This is a genomic window from Curtobacterium sp. C2H10, from assembly GCF_025407985.1.
In the GTDB taxonomy this organism is placed as follows: Bacteria; Actinomycetota; Actinomycetes; order Actinomycetales; family Microbacteriaceae; genus Curtobacterium.
In genome coordinates this window covers 59,434-75,902 of the sequence record NZ_JABXGF010000004.1, presented here as the reverse complement: position 1 = coordinate 75,902, position 16,469 = coordinate 59,434, and the positions used below count along the sequence as shown (strand labels likewise).

Here is a 16,469-nt window from a genome sequence, read left to right as displayed (position 1 = left end):
GCCGTCCGTCAGGACCGTCAGGGGCAGGCGACGGCGACGGAACCGGTCGCGGTCGTCTCCGCCGGAGCGGTGGCACCTGCCGGATCGGGGACCGCGGGAGCGGTGACCTGCGCCGGGGCGGCGCTCGAGCGGCGCGCACCCAGCGTGACGAGCACGATCGCCCCGACGACCGCGACCCCGCCGGCGAGCCAGAAGTCGACGGCCAACCCGAACGACGACACCGCGGCGCCGCCGAGCACCGACCCGGCCGCGATCGCCAGCTGGATCGTCGTCACGAACAACGCGAGCCCGGTCTCCGACCCCGCGGGAGACGACGTGGACATCCAGGTCTGCATGCCGAGCGGCAGTGCTCCCCACACGAGGCCCCACACGACCAGCAGGACGAACACCCCGACGACCGAGTGTGCGAGCAGCGGGAGCAGGACGACCGCGCCGGCGAGGACGAACTTCGCGGAGCCGATCGTGCCGAGGACGCTCCGGCCGAGCGTGAACCCGGCGACGAAGTTCCCGACGATGCCCGCGATGCCGAAGACCAGCAGCGCGATCGTCACGGTGTCCGCGCCGACCCCGACGAGGTCCTGCAGGTACGGCGCGATGTAGGTGTAGGCGGCGAACTGCGCGGTGAAGAGGAACGCGGCACCGATGAGGCCGACCCGGGCCCTGCGCACACCGAGCAGCGACCCGAGCGTGCCGAACCGGACGCGCTGCTGGGCGGGGATCCGCGGGAGCATCGCGAGCTGCAGGCCGAGCGCGACGAGCCCGAGCACGCCGCCGATCACGAACGCCAGCCGCCACGTGGCGAGGGACGACACGAGTGCGCCGAGGGGCAGGCTGACGACGGTCGCGACCGAGACGCCCGCGGTGATGAGGGACGTGGCGCGGATCACGGACTCGGGGCGGACGAGGCGTCCGGCGATCCCGGCGCCGATCGCCCAGAAGCCGCCGATGCCGACGCCGAGGAGCATGCGGGCCACGAGCAGCACCCAGAACGAGGGTGCCACCGCTGCGAGCGCGTCCGCGACGACGAGCAGCACCGTCAGGCCGACCAGGACGACCCGGCGGTCGAGCGCGGACGTCCACACCGTGACGACCGGCGCGGCGACCGCTCCGACGAGGCCGGTCGCGACGACCATGAGCCCCGCGGTGCCGACACCGACGTCGAGGTCGGCGGCGATGGCCGGCAGCAGGCCGATCGGGAGGAACTCGGACAGGACGAGGACGAACGATCCGAGCGCGACGGATGCGACGCTGAGCCACCCACGGCGCGTTGCTGACGAAGTCATGCGGGCGTCAAGCACGCGCCCGCGTGGTCCATTCCCGCGTGACGGGTCGGGTCAGGCGTCGAGGGCCCGGCGCGCGGCGGCGACCACCTCGGCGTCGGTGACGAAGTGCGCCGAACCGTCGTCCGCGCCGCCCATCGGCACGCCCGCGTGGGCGCTGTCGGCGGCGGGTCGCTTCGCCGAGAGGTGCACGGCGGCGGCCCCCGTCGCGACCAGGGCGGGGACGTCGGCCGGGGTGACACCGGCGCCCGCCATGACCTGCACGGGCCCGGCGGCGTCGACCATGCGCGTGATGGTCGCCGCACCGGCCACCGCGGTGGGCGCTGCACCCGAGGTCAGCACCCGGGTGAACCCGAGGTCGGCGAGGGTGGCCGCGGCGGCGACGGGGTCGGCCGCGTGGTCGATCGCCCGGTGCAGGGTGACCTCGGCGGTCGCGCTGACCGAGCGTGCGGCGTCGACGAAGCGCCGGAGGGCGTCCTCGTCGAGCGTGCCGTCCGGACGCAGGGCACCGACCACGACGCCCGCTGCCCCGGAGCGCAGGACCGTGCGGACCTCGCGCACCATGAGCTCGACCTCGTCGGGGGTGTGCACGAAGCCGCCGGGACGGCAGCGGACGAGGGCGTGCGCGGGGATGCCGGTCTCGTGGGCCGTCTCGACGAGTGCCTGGGACGGCGTGAGGCCACCGAGCTCGAGCCCGACGCAGAGCTCGACACGGTCGGCGCCGCCGTCCCGTGCGACGATCGCGCCGGCGGGGGAGGTGACGGCGATCTCGAGGGCGACGGGGGCGGCGGTGGTCACGCGATGGCTCCGAGCGGTTCGTTCGACGGCGGGATGATCCGGGCGCCGAGGTCCGGCGCCGACGGGAACACTCGATCGTAGGGGAACATCGGCCGGACGATCCTGTGGTGTCCGAGCCGCTCGAGGTCCTGGTCGACCCCGCCCGGCGTCAGCGCGAGCATCCAGTCGGCAGCCATGTCGAAGAGTTCCGGCTCGAGGTACCCGATCTTCACGATCACCACGTCGGCGTCCCGCGGGGCGAGGTCGAGGTCGGTGAAGTCGTGCTCGTGGTGGTACGGCTTGCGGAGCTTCGTCAGGATCGCGAACACACTGCCGACCTGCAGCACCACCTCGGTCTCGGCGTCGCGGTCGCCGTGCTTGATCGCGTGCACGCGGCCGGTCATCGTGATCGGCCCGGCGTGGACGGCATCGACCGACGCCCCCGCCGTCACGGTGACCGTCGCACCGACGCCGGCCTCCACCGCCGCCGCGACGGCCGCGGGGCCGGGAACGCTCGCGTAGATCACCGTCGGGCCGTCGGGCTCCGCGAAGGCCGGGTTCGCCAGCACCTGCGTGAGCCCCCACGTCATGTCGCCCGAGCCGCCGGCGGTCGGGTTGTCGCCGGAGTCGGACACGAAGAACGGCCTCGCGGCGCCCGGTGTGAGCGCAGCGGCGAGACACTCGTCGAACGTGCCGGTCGGTGCGACGAACACGAAGTCCTCGCGCACGTTCCAGAAGGCCCGAGCGAGTCGTTCGGCACCCGCGGCGACGGCGTCGGCGTCCCAGCCCGTGACCGCGGTGACCGCGCGGTCGCGCGGCTGGTCCGCCCAGGCGTACCCGACCCAGATCGCGGCGTCGAGCACGCCCTCGGACTGCTCGACGAGCGGCACCTGCGCGTACAGGGACGCCGCGGGCTCGAGGCGCGTCGAGGTCTGCTCGCCGGGCAGGAGCACGGGGATCGGCACCCAGGCCTTCACCGGGCGCTGCTGCCCGACCGGTCGGGTGGTCAACACGTCGACCAGGTTCCGGACGGCGCGCTCCTTCGTCTCGAGGGCGTCCTCGTGCGGGGCCATCCGGTAGCAGGTGACGAGGTCCACCTGGTGCGCGAGCTCCGCCGTGACGTTGCCGTGCAGGTCCATCGACGCCGACACGATGACATCGGGACCGATCACCGCGCGGATGCGGCCGAGCAGGTCGGCCTCGGCGTCGTCCAGCCCCTCGACCACCATCGCGCCGTGGATGTCGTACCAGAGCCCGTCGACGTGCTCGGCCTCGACGATCGCTTCCAGCCGCGAGACGATCTCCGCCGCGAGCGACTCGTACGAGTCACGGTCCACGATCCCGCCCGGCAGCGCGTGCCCGATGAGCGCACCGCGGAACTCGGCGTGCGCCGACAGTGGCCCGAGGAAGTCGTAGCGGGCCACGACCTCGTCCCCGCGGTCCGGGTGGAACGCCGGTGCGTGGGTGCGCGTCGGCGTGAACGTCGAGGTCTCGATGGCGAGACCGGCGATCGCGATGACCGGGCGGTGGGTGGCGGGTGCGGTGGACACGGGCTCAGACACGGACGTTCCTGTTCCTGGTGGTGGACTGGGGGATGGGCGCGGACAGTTCCTCGAGCGACGCGGCGAGGCCCCGCTGCAGGGCGAACTGACCCGCCCCGACGAGCCCTGCGTCCGCGCCGAGCGAGACCGGCTCGATGACGAGGTGCTGCGTCATGAGCGGGTGGCAGCTCTCGTACAGCTGGCTCCGCACGGCGGCGATGAACGGGTCGAGGGTGGAGAGGATGCCGCCGAGGTACACGGCGTCCGGGTTGAAGAAGTTGACGTTCGCGGCGAGCACCTCGCCGAGGTACCGGCCAGCGAGCCGCACGGCCCGAGTCGCCTCGGGGTGGGCGTCCGAGGCCAGGCGGACGACGTCGGCGGTCGAGGAGACGTCGACCCCGGCGTCCGACAGGATCCGCACCAGGGCGGCTCCGGACGCGACGGTCTCGAGGCACCCGGTGTTCCCGCACGAGCACGGGGTGTCCCCGGCGGCGTCGATCCGGACGTGCGTGATGTCCCCGGCCGAGCCCGTCGCCCCGCGGTACAGCCGACCGTCGATGACGATCCCGGCCCCGATCGCCGAGCCGGCCTTGATCGTGATGGTCTGCCGCCGGCCCGGGTCCTGCACGGTCTGCTCGCCCGCCGCCATGCAGTTCGCGTCGTTGTCGACGACCGCCGGCAACCCGAACCGCTCGGTCAGCCACGACGCCACCGGGAACCCGTTCCACCCCGGCATCCGGCTCGGCAGGTCGACCACGCCGGCCTCGACGTCGACCGGCCCCGGCAGACTGAGGCCGACGCCCCGCAGCCCGTCGCGACCGCGCTCGTCAGCGAGCCGCTCGAGCAGGGCGGCCAGCCGCTGGAGTCCCGCGGTCGGGCCGTCGGAGAGCGCGAACGGGACGTTCGCGACGGACTCGAGCGCGCCTCCTGGCAGGACGATGCCGATGCGCGCGTGCCCGCCGCCGACGTCCGCGGCGACCGCGTACTCGTCGACGCCGCCGATGCGGAGCACCTTGCGGGGGCGGCCGCCGGTCGAGACGTCGGTGCCCTCCTCGGCGAGCAGCCCGTGCGACAGGAGCTGCGCGACCACGTGGGACACGGTCGAGGGGGCGGCGCCGAGCAGCGCGGCGATCTCCGTCCGACTGGAGGCCTGCCCGGACGCGACGAGCTCCAGGACGCGGGCGCTGAGGTCCGGCACGACTTTCTCCAATCCGGGCGGAACGCGGCGGATGACCACCGACTGCCGCGAGCCTAACCGGCAGATCGACCGGTCCACCCTTTCGCCCGAACGGCAGAAACGAACTATTTACACGGAGATGTTTGTTTTTCCAACGGCTTTGGACATTGACTGTCCCCGTGCCGCTCGGCACGCGTGCTCCACACCCCGAACCTCCCACGCACCAGGAGACACACATGACCAACCCCCGTCGCTGGGCGCTCCTCACCGGAGCCGCGATCGCCGTGAGCGCGTTGCTCGCCGGCTGCTCCGGGGGCGGCAACGCCTCGTCCGGCAGCAGCTCCGACACGATCGACTACGCACTGCCGGCCAACTTCACGCCGAACTGGATCCTCCCGATCGGCACCGCCGCGCACCTCAACACGAACAACGGCTCGATCGCGCAGTCGCTGTACGAGCCGCTCGTCGCCTACGACGGCTCCACCGGCAAGATCGCGTGGAACAAGGCCGGTTCGGTCGCGACGGACGCGACGTTCGCGAGCGACTCGAAGAGCGTCACGGTCACCCTCGGCGACCGGCACTGGTCCGACGGCAAGCCGATCACGAGCCGGGACGTCGAGTTCTGGTTCAACCTGATCAAGGCGAACAAGGACGAGTGGGGCTCCTACTCGAAGGGCAAGGCGCCGGACAACTGGACCTCCTTCACCGCCGACGACGACACGCACTTCACGATCACGTTCGACAAGGCGTACAACCCGGACTGGATGCTCGCCAACCAGCTGAGCCACATCATCCCGCTGCCGCAGCACGCCTGGGACAAGACGAGTGCGAGCGCGAAGGTCTCCGACGCCGACGAGACCACGTCCGGTGCGAAGCAGGTGTGGAAGTACCTCAACACCGCCGCCGGCAAGATCTCCGACTACGCCAGCGACGACCTGTGGAAGACCATCTCCGGGCCCTACGGCGTGAAGACGTTCACCACGGCGGGCAAGGTCACCCTGACGGCGAACACGAAGTACGACGGCGGCGAGAAGCCCTCGATCACGACGGTCAACCTGCTGCCGTTCACCACGACGGACGCCGAGGTGAACGCGGTCCGCTCGGGCGAGGTCGACTACGGCTACATCAACGCCACCGACATGGACCAGAAGTCGTCCTTCACGTCGAAGGGCTACGACGTGCAGCCCTGGACCGGCTGGGCGATCACGTACATGCCGTACAACTTCAACAACCCGGACATGGGCGCCGTCTTCAAGCAGCTGTACGCCCGCCAGGCCGTGCAGATGTCGATCGACCAGACCTCGCTCTCCAAGGTCGTCTTCAACGGCACCGCCACCTCGACCTACGGACCGATCCCGCAGGCGCAGGAGTCCGACTACGTGTCGAGCACGCAGAAGGACAACCCGTACCCGTTCAGCACGAAGAAGGCCAAGGCGCTGCTCGAGTCCCACGGGTGGGCGGAGCAGGGCGGCACGATGGTCTGCACCGACCCTGGTACGTCCGACAGTCAGTGCGGCGAGGGCGTCAAGCAGGGCACGAAGTTCACCATGAACGTGCTCTCGCAGTCCGGCTCGACGGTCACCGACAACATGATGAGCGCGATCCAGTCCTCGCTCGCGAAGACCGGCATCGGCTTCACGATCAAGACCGCGCCGGTGTCGAGCGTCCTGTCGCAGACCCCGACCTGCACGAGCGACGAGGCCAGCTGCGACTGGGACCTCTCCTTCTTCGGCACCGCGGGCAGCTGGTACTTCCCGGCCTACCCGACCGGTGAGTCGCTCTTCCAGACCGGCGGTTCGGCGAACTTCGGCTCGTACTCCAACGCCGACGTGGACAAGCTCATCGACGCGACGACCACGTCGCCCGACGCCACCGCCGTGCAGGACTACAGCGCCGCGGTCGCGAAGGACCTGCCGGTGATCTGGCTGCCGAGCCCGGACTACCAGATCTCGGTCGTCAAGCAGGGGCTGACCGGGTTCGACCAGGACTCGCTCGCCAACTTCCACCCGGCCCAGTGGAAGTGGTCGAAGTAACCACCTGACACCCTCTGGAGGCGCGGTGCGGGTCCGACCCGCACCGCGCCTCCCGGGGCCCACCGCACCAATCCAGACGACGGAAGCCGCATGACCACAGCTCTCTACCTCACCAGGCGCGTCCTGCAGGCGCTCGCGGTGATCCTCATCGTCACGATCGTCGTGTTCTGCCTGCTGCACGCCCTGCCGGGCGGGCCCGCCCGCGGCGTGCTCGGCGTCTCCGCGACGCCCGCGCAGATCGCCGCGTTCAACACGGCGCAGGGGCTCGACCAGCCACTGCCCGTGCAGTACCTCCGGTTCCTCGGCCGCCTCCTCACCGGCGACCTCGGCACGTCGTACACGCTCAACGAGCCGGTCTCGCAGCTCATCACGGAGCGGCTGCCGAAGACCCTCGTCCTCACCGGGATGTCCGCGGTGCTCGGCATCGTCCTCGCGATCCCGGTCGGCATGTGGCAGGCGGTCCGGCGCAACGGCGCGGTCGACTACGCGGCCACCGCGCTGGCGTTCGTCTTCTACTCGACGCCCGCGTTCTTCCTCGGGCTCGTCCTCATCATCGTCTTCAGCCAGCAGCTGCCCTGGCTGCCGTCCCAGGCACCGAGCGGGAACACCCTCGCCGAGGTCTTCCAGGACCCGGCCGGGCTCGTGCTCCCCGTCGTCACCGGTGCCCTCGCCATGATCGCCGTCTTCAGCCGGTACATGCGGGCCTCGACGCTCGAGAACCTGCAGGAGGACTACGTCCGCACCGCCCGCGCCGGCGGTGCCTCGACCGCGGCGATCCTGCGCCGACACGTGTTCCGGAACTCGCTCACCCCGGTGGTGGCGATGCTCGGGTACTACCTGCCGGTGCTGTTCGGCGGGGCGCTCGTCACGGAGCAGCTGTTCAACTACCCCGGCATGGGGCTCCTCTTCTGGAACGCCGCGCAGACCTCGGACTACCCGACGCTGCTCGGGTGCGTCCTCGTCATCTCGATCGCGACCGTGGTGGGCACGCTGCTCGCCGACGTCGCGCAGTCCTTGATCGACCCCCGAGTGAAGGCAGGCCGCGCATGACCGCACAGCTGGCACCCGAAGCCCCCGGAGCGGCGTCGCTCGTGCAGCCCGTCGCCGCCACCGGCTGGCGCCTCGCCGTCCGCCGCTTCCGCCACAACACCCTCGCGGTGATCGGCCTCGTCGTCATCGTCGTCATCGTGCTGTTCTGCTTCGTCGGTCCGTTCCTGTACCCGACCGACCAGACGCACACCCAGCTCTCCCAGGCGAACCTCGCCCCCGGCGCCGCGCACCTGCTCGGCACCGACGCCGTCGGGCACGACGTGCTCGGCCGGCTGATGTTCGGCGGCAAGGTGTCGCTCATGGTGGGCATCGCCGCCGGCGTCCTCGCCACCGTCGTCGGCACCCTCTGGGGCTCGATCGCCGGGTACGTCGGCGGCTGGGTCGACGCGGTGATGATGCGCGTGGTCGACGCCGGCATCGCGATCCCGGCGCTCTTCATCCTGCTCGTCATCTCGGCGATCACGACGCCCGGTGTGTGGGGACTCATCGTGATCCTCGGCTTCGTGTCGTGGCTCGTGCCCTCCCGGCTCATCCGCGCCGAGACGCTGACGCTGAAGAACCGCGACTACGTGCTGACCCTCCGCGCGATCGGCGGGTCGCACGCCCGCGCGATCGGGCGCCACCTGCTGCCGAACTCGGTGTCCACGATCGTCGTCGCCGCCACGTTCCAGGTCGCCGACGCGATCCTCCTCGTCGCCTACGTCTCGTACCTCGGGTTGGGCGTGCAGGCACCCGCGACGGACTGGGGTGGCATGCTCTCGGCAGGACTCACCGCCGCCTACTCGGGGCGGTGGTGGCTCATCGTGCCACCGGGTCTCGCCGTGATCCTGGTCGTCTGCGCGTTCAACGCCGTGGGCGACGGGCTCCGGGACGCCTTCGACGTGAGGGGCCGTTGATGTCCATCCTGACCACCACCGACCTCGGGGTCTCCTTCAGCACGGAGTCCGGCACGGTCGACGCCGTCCGCGGGGTCTCCCTGCACGTCGAACCCGGTGAGACGCTCGCGCTCGTCGGGGAGTCCGGTTCCGGCAAGTCCACCGTCGCCCTCGCCGCGATGGGGCTGCTGTCCGGCAACGCCGCCGCCACCGGCAGCGCGGTCGTCGACGGCCACGAGATCGTCGGCGCCGCCGAGCCCGCCCTGCGTTCGCTCCGCGGCAGCACCGTCTCGATGGTCTTCCAGGAGCCCGCGACCGCCCTCGACCCGCTCACCCGCGTCGGAGCGCAGATCGCCGAGGTCATCCGGAACCACGGCGACGTCTCGGCAGCGGACGCCGCGGCACGGGCCGTCGACCTGCTCGACCGCGTGGGCATCCCCTCGCCCGCGCAGCGCGCCAGGGCGTTCCCGTTCCAGCTGTCCGGCGGCCAGCGGCAGCGCGTGGTCATCGCGATGGCGATCGCGAACTCGCCGAAGCTCCTCATCGCCGACGAGCCGACGACGGCCCTCGACGTCACCGTGCAGGCGGAGATCCTCGAGCTGCTGCGTCGCCTGGCGGCCGACACCGGCACGGGAGTCCTGCTCGTCACCCACAACATGGGCGTCGTCGCGGACTTCGCGGACCGGGTCGCGGTCATGTTGCAGGGGTCGATCGTCGAGACGGGCTCCGTCGAGGACGTCCTGCTCCGGCCGGAGCACGAGTACACGAAGCGGTTGCTCGCGGCGGTGCCGCGACTGGCCGTGGCCGGGGCCGGTGCGGCCGTCACGTCCGGTGCGTCCGGCGTGGCCGTCGCGTCCGGCGCGGCCGTCGCGTCGGGTGCGTCCGGTGCGTCCGGCGTCGTCGTCGCGTCCGGTGCGTCCGTCGCGGACGGTTCGGACGGGAGGCGCGGCGCGGCCCCGGTGGTCGACCTGCGGGACGTCTCGGTGACGTTCGGGCGCGGGGCGCGCGCCGTCCACGCGCTGCAGGGCATCGACATCGCCGTGCACGCCGGCGAGACCGTCGGCCTGGTCGGGGAGTCCGGTTCCGGCAAGTCCACCGCGGCTCGGGTCGCGCTCGGCCTCGTCAAGCCGACGTCCGGCAGCGTGCACCTGTTCGGCTCCGACCTGCGCACGGCGCGTGGTCGCGACCGCCGAGCGCTCCGGTCGGGCATCGGCGTGGTGCTGCAGGACCCGGTGGCGTCGCTGGACGCCCGGATGTCCGTCGCCGAGTGCATCGCCGAACCGCTCGCCGTGCACCGTCGCGGCATGTCCTCCGCCGACCGTCGGAAGCGCATCGACGAGGTCCTCGACGCCGTCCGGCTGCCCCGGACCCTGGCGTCGCGTGCACCCCGGGAGCTCTCGGGCGGACAGCGGCAGCGCGTGTCCCTCGCCCGGGCGCTCGTGCTCTCGCCGCGGTTGCTCGTCGCCGACGAGCCGACCAGTGCGCTCGACGTCAGCGTGCAGGAGACGGTGCTCGAGGTCCTCCGCGAGCTGCAGGACGACCTCGGGTTCGCGTGCCTGTTCGTCTCGCACGACCTCGCCGTCGTGCAGCAGTTCGCCGAGCGGGTCGTCGTGATGCGCCAGGGTGTCGTCGAGGAGCAGGGCACGACCGGTGCCACCCTCATGCACCCGACCACCGACTACACCCGACGGCTGCTCGCCGCCGTGCCCGTCCCCGACCCCGTGGTGCAGCGGCAACGCCGGGTCGAGCGACTCGCGACCCTCGGGGCGGTGACCGCGTGAGCGAGGTCGTCGCCGGCGTCGACGTCGGCGGGACGAACACCAAGGTGGTCCTCGCGACCCCGGCGCTCGAGGTGATCGACCGCATCGACCTGCCGACGCCCGCCCACGCGGGTGGCGCCGCGATCGTGACGGCCGCCCTCGGTGCCGTGACGGACCTGCTCGACCGGCACCGCGCCTCCGTGACCGGTGTCGGGGTGGGCGCTGCCGGCGTCGTCGACGCGAGCACGGGGACGGTGCTCGTGACGGGCAACTCGTTCACCGGCTGGGCCGGTTACGGCGTGACGGACGCGGTCACGTCGGCCCTCGGCGTCCCCGCGACGCTCGACAACGACGTGAACGCGTTCCTGCTCGGCGAGGTCGCCGCCGGTGCCGTGGCGGGGGAGCCGGACGTGCTCGGCATGACGCTCGGGACCGGGGTCGGCGGCGCGCTCGTGCTCGGCGGCTCGCTGTTCGCCGGGCCCCGCGGCGCAGCGGGCGAGATCGGCCACGTCCCGGGCTTCGGCGACGCGGTGTGCACCTGCGGGCAGGTCGGCCACCTCGAGACCATCGCCGGAGCACGCGGCATCGCCGACCGCTACGCCGAACGGACCGGGCGCCGTGTCACCGTCCGCGAGGTCGCCGACGCCGCACGCGCCGGGGACCCCGACGCCGCCGCGGTGTTCGAGACCGCCGGCTGGGGGCTGGCGCGTGCTGCCCTGCTGACGGCGGGGATCCTCGACGTGACGACCATCGTCATCGGCGGCGGGATCGCGCGGTCCTGGGACCTGCTCGAGCCGGCCATCAGCGCTGCCATCGCCCTGGAGCCCCCGGTGAGCGGGGCGCCGATCCGGCTGGCCCTGTCGTCGCTGGGGTCCGATGCCGTGGCGCTCGGTGCCGCTGCGCAGGTGCGGGACCTGGTGCTCGGGAGCGCGCCCGCGCGCTGAGGCGACCGCTTCCCGGAACGACGAGGAGCCGGCCTGGACCACCTGATCGCGTGGCCCAGACCGGCTCCGGTCGTGGGTGCTGTGGGCGGGAGGACCGCCGACGGTCGGGTCAGACGCGGCGGGCGCCCACGCGGGGGAGCAGCAGGCCGAGCACGATCATCGCGACGGCGAGCACCAGGTGCAGCACGTTGTCGGCGCTGTTGAGCGGCACGAAGTTCGCCGGGTCGGCCATGCCGGCGGTGAACAGGCCGTAGACGAACAGGACCGCGTAGACGATCCCGCCGACGAGCAGGTAGAGCCGGGCGCCGCGAGCGCTGCGGGCCGCGAGGAGCCCGACGACGCCGAACAGCAGGTGGACGATGTTGTGGAGCACGGAGACCTGGAACGTGCCGAGCAGGAGTGCCATCGAGCCGTGGCCGGCGACCGACATCGTGCCCATGTCCATCGTGAGACCGGGGATGAACCCGGCGATGCCGACGATGAGGAAGACGATCCCGAAGACCAGGGCGCCCTTCTGCGTCCACGTGGATCCGCGCCCGATGCGGTTCGTTGCTGCGTTGCTGGTCATGATGCGACCTCTCTCTCAACGAGGGCCGGAGCGCCGGTGCGCCGGTCCGGGCGCTCATGACGCCCACAGTGCATTCGGAGCATGTGCCCGGTCGGTTTGCAGGTACTTCGCGACCCACACATCCGCGCGCTGACCGTGTCTGGGGCCTGAGCGGTCGCGGAGGGGACGCCGGGCATCGTGGAGCGCATGAGCCAGTACGACAAGCGCGATCCGAAGACCCTCTACCCCGCCCCGCCGTACCCGGAGCAGGAGCAGTCGCTCCCCGGGGCCGCGTGGAAGATGGACCCGAAGCCCGACCACGGCGAGGAGAGCTACGTCGGGCTCGGTCGCCTGAAGGGCTTCCGGGGCATCGTCACCGGCGCCGACTCGGGCATCGGCCGCGCCGCCGCCATCGCACTCTCCCGCGAGGGTGCCGACCTCGTCCTCTCCTACCTGCCCGACGAGCAGGAGGACGCCGAACAGGTGCGCGACCTGCTCGAGGGCGAAGGGCGTCGTGCGGTGCTCTTCCCCGGCGACATCTCCGACGAGCAGTACTGCACCGACCTCGTCCAGAAGGCCGTAGATGAGTTCGGTGGCCTCGACACCCTCGTCATGGTCGCCGGGCGGATGGACAGCAACGACGACATCCTCACCCTCACGACCGAGCACTTCGACTCGACCTTCAAGACGAACATCTACTCGCTCTTCTGGCTGACCAAGGCCGCCGTGCCGCACCTCGAGCCGGGATCCACGATCGTCACCACCGGGTCGATCCAGGCGAGCACGCCGTCGCCGGACAAGATCGACTACGCGGTGTCCAAGGGCGCGATCAAGCTCTTCACCGAGGCCGTCGCCCAGCAGCTCGCGCCGAAGGGCATCCGCGTGAACTCGGTCGCTCCGGGACCGGTGTGGACGCCCCTCCAGCCGGGGTCCGACGACGCCGAGACCGTGGCGCACTTCGGCGAGCAGTCGCCGTTCGGCCGCCCCGGTCAGCCCGCCGAACTCGCTGCCGCGTACGTGCACCTCGTCAGCCCCGAGTCCAGCTACCAGTCCGGGTCGACGATCACCGTCGCCGGTGGCACCCCGGCCTTCTAGGAGGACACGATGAGCGGGACGACACACGTGGTCCTCGTCGCCTGGGACGACGACGCAGCCGACCGGTCGGCGCAGGCCGATGCCATCGTGCGCGAGCACCTGCCGCGGATCGACGGCGTCGAGTCCGTGCGGTCAGGCGACAGCATCAGCACCGAGGGGCTCGAGGGCGGTTTCGACTGGATGCTCGTCGTCCGGTTCCGGGACCGCGCGGCGCTCGCCGGGTACCTGCCGCACGAGGAGCACCAGCCCGTCGCCGCGTACATCCAGGGCGCGAGCGAACGCGTCGTGGTCTTCGACGTCGAGGACTGACGTCGGGGTGGTCCTCGGGCGTGCCGATCAGCGCGACCCGACGACCGCCGTCCGCCGGGCCATGGCGTTGCCCGATGCGCGCACGAGCACGGCGATCACGAGGAAGCCGACGAGCAGCGCCGCGCAGTACAGCGCGACGCCGCCGTACCCGCCGACGCGGGCCGGGTTGAAGAACGGGTAGGGGTAGAACCCGACGACCGCGCCGCGCACCAGCGTGTACGCGGTGTAGACGGCGGGCACGATCGCGGCCGCCCAGACCATGGTGAACGGCTGCCGGTGCCGCGGGCGGTCCACGAACCAGCCGACCACGACGGCCGCCGGGATCACCATGTGGTGCACGACGTTCACCCACGGCAGGAGCTCGCCGAGGTCGGCACCGGCCAGCAGCGTGTTGAACACGATGCCGACGAACGCCAGGTAGACGACCGCGGCACCGCGCGCGACCTCCCACCCGCGCGACGACGGGACACCCCGCAGGAGCCGGACAGCGCCGATCACGAACACGGTGCTGGCGTAGAGGTTGCCGAGGATCGTGAAGTAGCTGAAGACGCTCACGAGGCTGAAGTCCACCCGCACGCTCAGCACGACCTGGGTGACGACCCCGGCGACGGACGCGGCCGCGAGCGCGAGGCGGACGGCAGCCAGGACGGTCGTCTTCATGGCGCCACCCTACCGATCGCCGGCACTCCCGGACGGATCGGTCACCCGACGAGCGACTGCGTCCCGAGCACGACCGCCAGCGCCAGCCGCTCGGCATCGGCACTGCCCGGCTCCGCGGTGTACGCGAGCACCGTCAGGTCATCGGTCGCGATCCTCAGGGTGTCGCAGTCGAGGGCGATCCGGCCCACCGCCGGGTGGTCCACCACCTTCCGCCGGCCGGAGCTCTGCGGCGGTGCGGTGTCGCCGGTGTCCCACAGCTCGACGAACCGTTCGCTCGCGGCACGGAGGTCCCGCACGAGCTGCCGCAGCCCGCGGTCGAGCGGGTACCGGGCGACCGTGAGCCGGAGCTCGGCGACGACCGAGGCCTCGAACGCCCGCTGCTCGGCGTCCGAGTGCACCGCCCGGCTGCCCGGTCCGACGAGGTGGCGCCACGCGGTGTTCCGCTCGTGCCCACGGAGCGCACCGACCGGCCCCATCAGCGCGTCGTACGGCCCGTTCGCGGTCAGGATCGTGCCAGCGGCGTCGAGCACCGCGACCGGGGTGTCCGACAGCCGGTCGAGCAGCCGCTGCACGCTCGGCGGGATGCGCGAGGGCACGACGTCGGCGCCCGGGGCGGCGTGCCCGGCGAGCCGGAACAGCAGCTCGCGCTCCGCGTCCGCGACCCGGAGCGAGCGGGCCAGCGCCTCGACCACCTGCGCGGACGGCGAGGTCGCCCGCCCCTGTTCGAGCCGGGTGAGGTAGTCGGCCGAGATCCCGGCGAGGGCGGCGAGCTCCTCGCGACGGAGGCCGGTCGCGCGCCGACGGCTCCCCGCGACGACGCCGACGGTGTCCGGCGCGACGTGGTCGCGCAGCCGACGGAGGGTGCGGCCGAACTCGGTGTGTTCCACGGCTCCAGTCTGCGACCCGTCGCGCCCGCTGTCCTGGGTCCAGCAGTCCTACGACAGCGGGACGGCTCCCCGAGGGCGCTCGCCGGAGCGACGCTGGGGCCATGACAACGACATTCGTCACCGGGGCCACACGCGGCCTCGGCAAGGAGACCGCCCGCCAGCTCGCCGCCGCCGGCCACACCGTGTGGATCGGCGCCCGCGACCTCGACACCGGCCACGCGGTGGCCGACGAGATCAGCAGGGGACCGAACGCGGTCCGAGCCGTGCAGCTCGACGTCACGGTCGACGCCTCGGTCGCCGCGGCGTTCGCGACCATCGGCGCTGCCGGCGGGCTCGACGTGCTGGTGAACAACGCCGGCATCGGCAAGCTCGGGCTGGACGGACCGGAGGCGCTCGAGGTGTTCGACACGAACGCCGTGAGCGTCGTCCGGACCACCGAGGCCGCGCTGCCGCTGCTGCGGTCCTCGGCCGCCCCGATCGTCGTGAACATCTCGAGCGCGCTCGGTTCGTTCGCGGCCAACCACGACCCGGAGAAGCCGGCGTCGCAGTACCAGGCGATCGTCTACGGCGCGAGCAAGGCGGCGGTGTCGATGCTCACCGTGCAGTACGCCCGTGCCGTGCCGGAGGTCCACTTCGTCGCGGTCGAGCCCGGGTACACCGCGACCGAGTTCGGGGGTGTGCCGAACCCGCACGGCCGTCCGGTCGAGGTCAGTGCGGCGACGGTCGCCGCGGCGGCCGCCGCGGGCCCCGACGGTCCGACGGGCGTCTTCCTGGAGGACGGTGCGCCGCTCGGATGGTGACCATCCGACGAACGGGAGGCGCAGGGCGGCTGCGCACCGCGCCTCCCGGCCCGCAGGTCCCTACGATGAGGACGTGGCTGACGCGACCGAACCGACCGTCCTGCTGACCGCCTTCGAACCGTTCGGCGGCGACGCCGTGAACCCCTCGTGGGAAGCCGCGCAGCGGCTCGCGGCCACGTGGGACGGACCGGCGACCCTCGTCGTCGAGCAGCTGCCGGTGGTCTTCGCCGAGGAGCGGTCGCGGCTCGCGGCGGTGATCACGAAGCACCGTCCCGCCGTCGTCATCGCGACCGGGCTCGCTGCCGGACGGGCCGCGGTGACACCGGAGCGCGTCGCGATCAACGTCATGGACGCCCGGATCCCGGACAACGCGGGCGCGCAACCGGTGGACGAGCCGATCGACCCGTTCGGCGCCCCGGCAGCGTTCAGCGGACTGCCGATCAAGCGGATCGTCCGGGACGTTCGGGCAGCCGGAGTCCCCGCTGCGGTGTCCAACACGGCGGGGACGTTCACCTGCAACCAGGTGTTCTACGAGCTCATGTCGTTCGCCGACCGCGAGAGCTTCCGAGCCGGCTTCGTGCACGTCCCGGCGACCCCGGACATCGCCGGGGAAGGCCCCTCGCTCGACCTCGACCGGATCGTCACCGCGCTCGACGCCGTGGTCCGCGCCTCGCTCGACCCGGCGCCGGACATCGTCGCCGAGGGCGGCGCGGAGTCCTGACCCGCGCCGCCCT

The 16,469-nt window shown here is 72.2% G+C and carries 16 protein-coding genes; 9 read left to right on the top strand and 7 right to left on the bottom strand.

The genetic code is table 11. The annotated features are described in order from the left end of the window. Positions 1–17: 17 nt before the first annotated feature. Genes HWD93_RS03550 through HWD93_RS03535 form a run of 4 tightly spaced genes read right to left on the bottom strand, consistent with a single transcriptional unit; the run spans position 18 to position 4,796 of the window. Complete coding sequence (locus HWD93_RS03550; protein WP_261646050.1) at positions 18–1,283, bottom strand: MFS transporter; 1,266 nt, start codon at positions 1,281–1,283, stop codon at positions 18–20. A 51-nt stretch (positions 1,284–1,334) separates the two neighbouring features. Continuing rightward, the gene (locus HWD93_RS03545; RefSeq protein ID WP_261646049.1) at positions 1,335–2,078 is read right to left on the bottom strand and encodes a copper homeostasis protein CutC; all 744 of its coding nucleotides are present in this window, start codon (positions 2,076–2,078) and stop codon (positions 1,335–1,337) included. Beyond that, positions 2,075–3,619 carry a M81 family metallopeptidase gene (locus HWD93_RS03540; RefSeq protein ID WP_261646048.1) on the bottom strand — a complete coding sequence of 515 codons (1,545 nt, stop codon included), beginning with the start codon at positions 3,617–3,619 and terminating at the stop codon, positions 2,075–2,077. Before HWD93_RS03540 ends, HWD93_RS03545 begins: the two co-directional genes overlap by 4 nt. Further along, on the bottom strand, positions 3,612–4,796 hold the full coding sequence (locus HWD93_RS03535) for an ROK family protein (RefSeq protein WP_083295119.1): 1,185 nt from the start codon (positions 4,794–4,796) through the stop codon (positions 3,612–3,614). The genes HWD93_RS03540 and HWD93_RS03535 overlap by 8 nt, the downstream gene beginning before the upstream one ends. A gap of 215 nt (positions 4,797–5,011) precedes the next feature. On the opposite strand from HWD93_RS03535, the gene HWD93_RS03530 reads away from it, so the two are divergent. From HWD93_RS03530 to HWD93_RS03510, 5 genes are all read left to right on the top strand, one after another. After that, positions 5,012–6,808, top strand: coding sequence for a peptide ABC transporter substrate-binding protein (locus tag HWD93_RS03530; RefSeq protein WP_261646047.1), 1,797 nt, complete (start codon positions 5,012–5,014; stop codon positions 6,806–6,808). Positions 6,809–6,898: 90 nt separating this feature from the next. Then, positions 6,899–7,858, top strand: coding sequence for an ABC transporter permease (locus tag HWD93_RS03525; protein WP_071296453.1), 960 nt, complete (start codon positions 6,899–6,901; stop codon positions 7,856–7,858). Continuing rightward, positions 7,855–8,754 carry an ABC transporter permease gene (locus tag HWD93_RS03520; RefSeq protein WP_071296452.1) on the top strand — a complete coding sequence of 300 codons (900 nt, stop codon included), beginning with the start codon at positions 7,855–7,857 and terminating at the stop codon, positions 8,752–8,754. The genes HWD93_RS03525 and HWD93_RS03520 overlap by 4 nt, the downstream gene beginning before the upstream one ends. Then, the gene (locus HWD93_RS03515; protein ID WP_071303290.1) at positions 8,754–10,514 is read left to right on the top strand and encodes an ABC transporter ATP-binding protein; all 1,761 of its coding nucleotides are present in this window, start codon (positions 8,754–8,756) and stop codon (positions 10,512–10,514) included. Before HWD93_RS03520 ends, HWD93_RS03515 begins: the two co-directional genes overlap by 1 nt. Next, positions 10,511–11,437 carry an ROK family protein gene (locus tag HWD93_RS03510; RefSeq protein ID WP_070417277.1) on the top strand — a complete coding sequence of 309 codons (927 nt, stop codon included), beginning with the start codon at positions 10,511–10,513 and terminating at the stop codon, positions 11,435–11,437. Before HWD93_RS03515 ends, HWD93_RS03510 begins: the two co-directional genes overlap by 4 nt. Positions 11,438–11,546: 109 nt before the next feature. On the opposite strand, the gene HWD93_RS03505 is transcribed toward HWD93_RS03510, so the two are convergent. Next, entirely contained in the window at positions 11,547–12,005 is a 459-nt protein-coding gene (locus HWD93_RS03505) for a DUF4383 domain-containing protein (protein WP_229085833.1), read from the bottom strand. A gap of 186 nt (positions 12,006–12,191) precedes the next feature. Here HWD93_RS03505 and HWD93_RS03500 point away from each other — a divergent pair, with 186 nt between their 5' ends. After that, positions 12,192–13,079, top strand: a complete 888-nt coding sequence (locus HWD93_RS03500) for an SDR family oxidoreductase (protein WP_261646046.1) — start codon at positions 12,192–12,194, stop codon at positions 13,077–13,079. Between the two features lie 9 nt (positions 13,080–13,088). Then, positions 13,089–13,388: a Dabb family protein gene (locus HWD93_RS03495; RefSeq protein ID WP_261646045.1), complete on the top strand. Its 300-nt coding sequence runs from the start codon at positions 13,089–13,091 to the stop codon at positions 13,386–13,388. A 27-nt stretch (positions 13,389–13,415) separates the two neighbouring features. Here HWD93_RS03495 and HWD93_RS03490 read toward each other — a convergent pair whose 3' ends face one another. Then, entirely contained in the window at positions 13,416–14,048 is a 633-nt protein-coding gene (locus HWD93_RS03490) for a Pr6Pr family membrane protein (protein ID WP_261646044.1), read from the bottom strand. Positions 14,049–14,089: 41 nt separating this feature from the next. Continuing rightward, positions 14,090–14,935 (bottom strand): helix-turn-helix transcriptional regulator, encoded by an 846-nt coding sequence (locus HWD93_RS03485; RefSeq protein WP_071296445.1) that lies wholly within the window; start codon positions 14,933–14,935, stop codon positions 14,090–14,092. Positions 14,936–15,036: 101 nt separating this feature from the next. On the opposite strand from HWD93_RS03485, the gene HWD93_RS03480 reads away from it, so the two are divergent. Both HWD93_RS03480 and pcp read left to right on the top strand, forming a co-directional pair. Then, positions 15,037–15,735, top strand: coding sequence for an SDR family NAD(P)-dependent oxidoreductase (locus tag HWD93_RS03480; protein ID WP_071296444.1), 699 nt, complete (start codon positions 15,037–15,039; stop codon positions 15,733–15,735). Between the two features lie 73 nt (positions 15,736–15,808). Further along, positions 15,809–16,456: a pyroglutamyl-peptidase I gene (gene pcp, locus HWD93_RS03475; protein ID WP_261646043.1), complete on the top strand. Its 648-nt coding sequence runs from the start codon at positions 15,809–15,811 to the stop codon at positions 16,454–16,456. Positions 16,457–16,469 lie beyond the last annotated feature (13 nt).

Coding starts and splice junctions, on each gene's coding strand:
- HWD93_RS03550 (WP_261646050.1), bottom strand. CDS start 1,283: ATGACTTCGTCAGCAACGCGCCGTGGGTGGCTCAGCGTCGCATCCGTC.
- HWD93_RS03530 (WP_261646047.1), top strand. CDS start 5,012: ATGACCAACCCCCGTCGCTGGGCGCTCCTCACCGGAGCCGCGATCGCC.
- HWD93_RS03525 (WP_071296453.1), top strand. CDS start 6,899: ATGACCACAGCTCTCTACCTCACCAGGCGCGTCCTGCAGGCGCTCGCG.
- HWD93_RS03520 (WP_071296452.1), top strand. CDS start 7,855: ATGACCGCACAGCTGGCACCCGAAGCCCCCGGAGCGGCGTCGCTCGTG.
- HWD93_RS03515 (WP_071303290.1), top strand. CDS start 8,754: ATGTCCATCCTGACCACCACCGACCTCGGGGTCTCCTTCAGCACGGAG.
- HWD93_RS03505 (WP_229085833.1), bottom strand. CDS start 12,005: ATGACCAGCAACGCAGCAACGAACCGCATCGGGCGCGGATCCACGTGG.
- HWD93_RS03500 (WP_261646046.1), top strand. CDS start 12,192: ATGAGCCAGTACGACAAGCGCGATCCGAAGACCCTCTACCCCGCCCCG.
- HWD93_RS03495 (WP_261646045.1), top strand. CDS start 13,089: ATGAGCGGGACGACACACGTGGTCCTCGTCGCCTGGGACGACGACGCA.
- HWD93_RS03490 (WP_261646044.1), bottom strand. CDS start 14,048: ATGAAGACGACCGTCCTGGCTGCCGTCCGCCTCGCGCTCGCGGCCGCG.
- HWD93_RS03480 (WP_071296444.1), top strand. CDS start 15,037: ATGACAACGACATTCGTCACCGGGGCCACACGCGGCCTCGGCAAGGAG.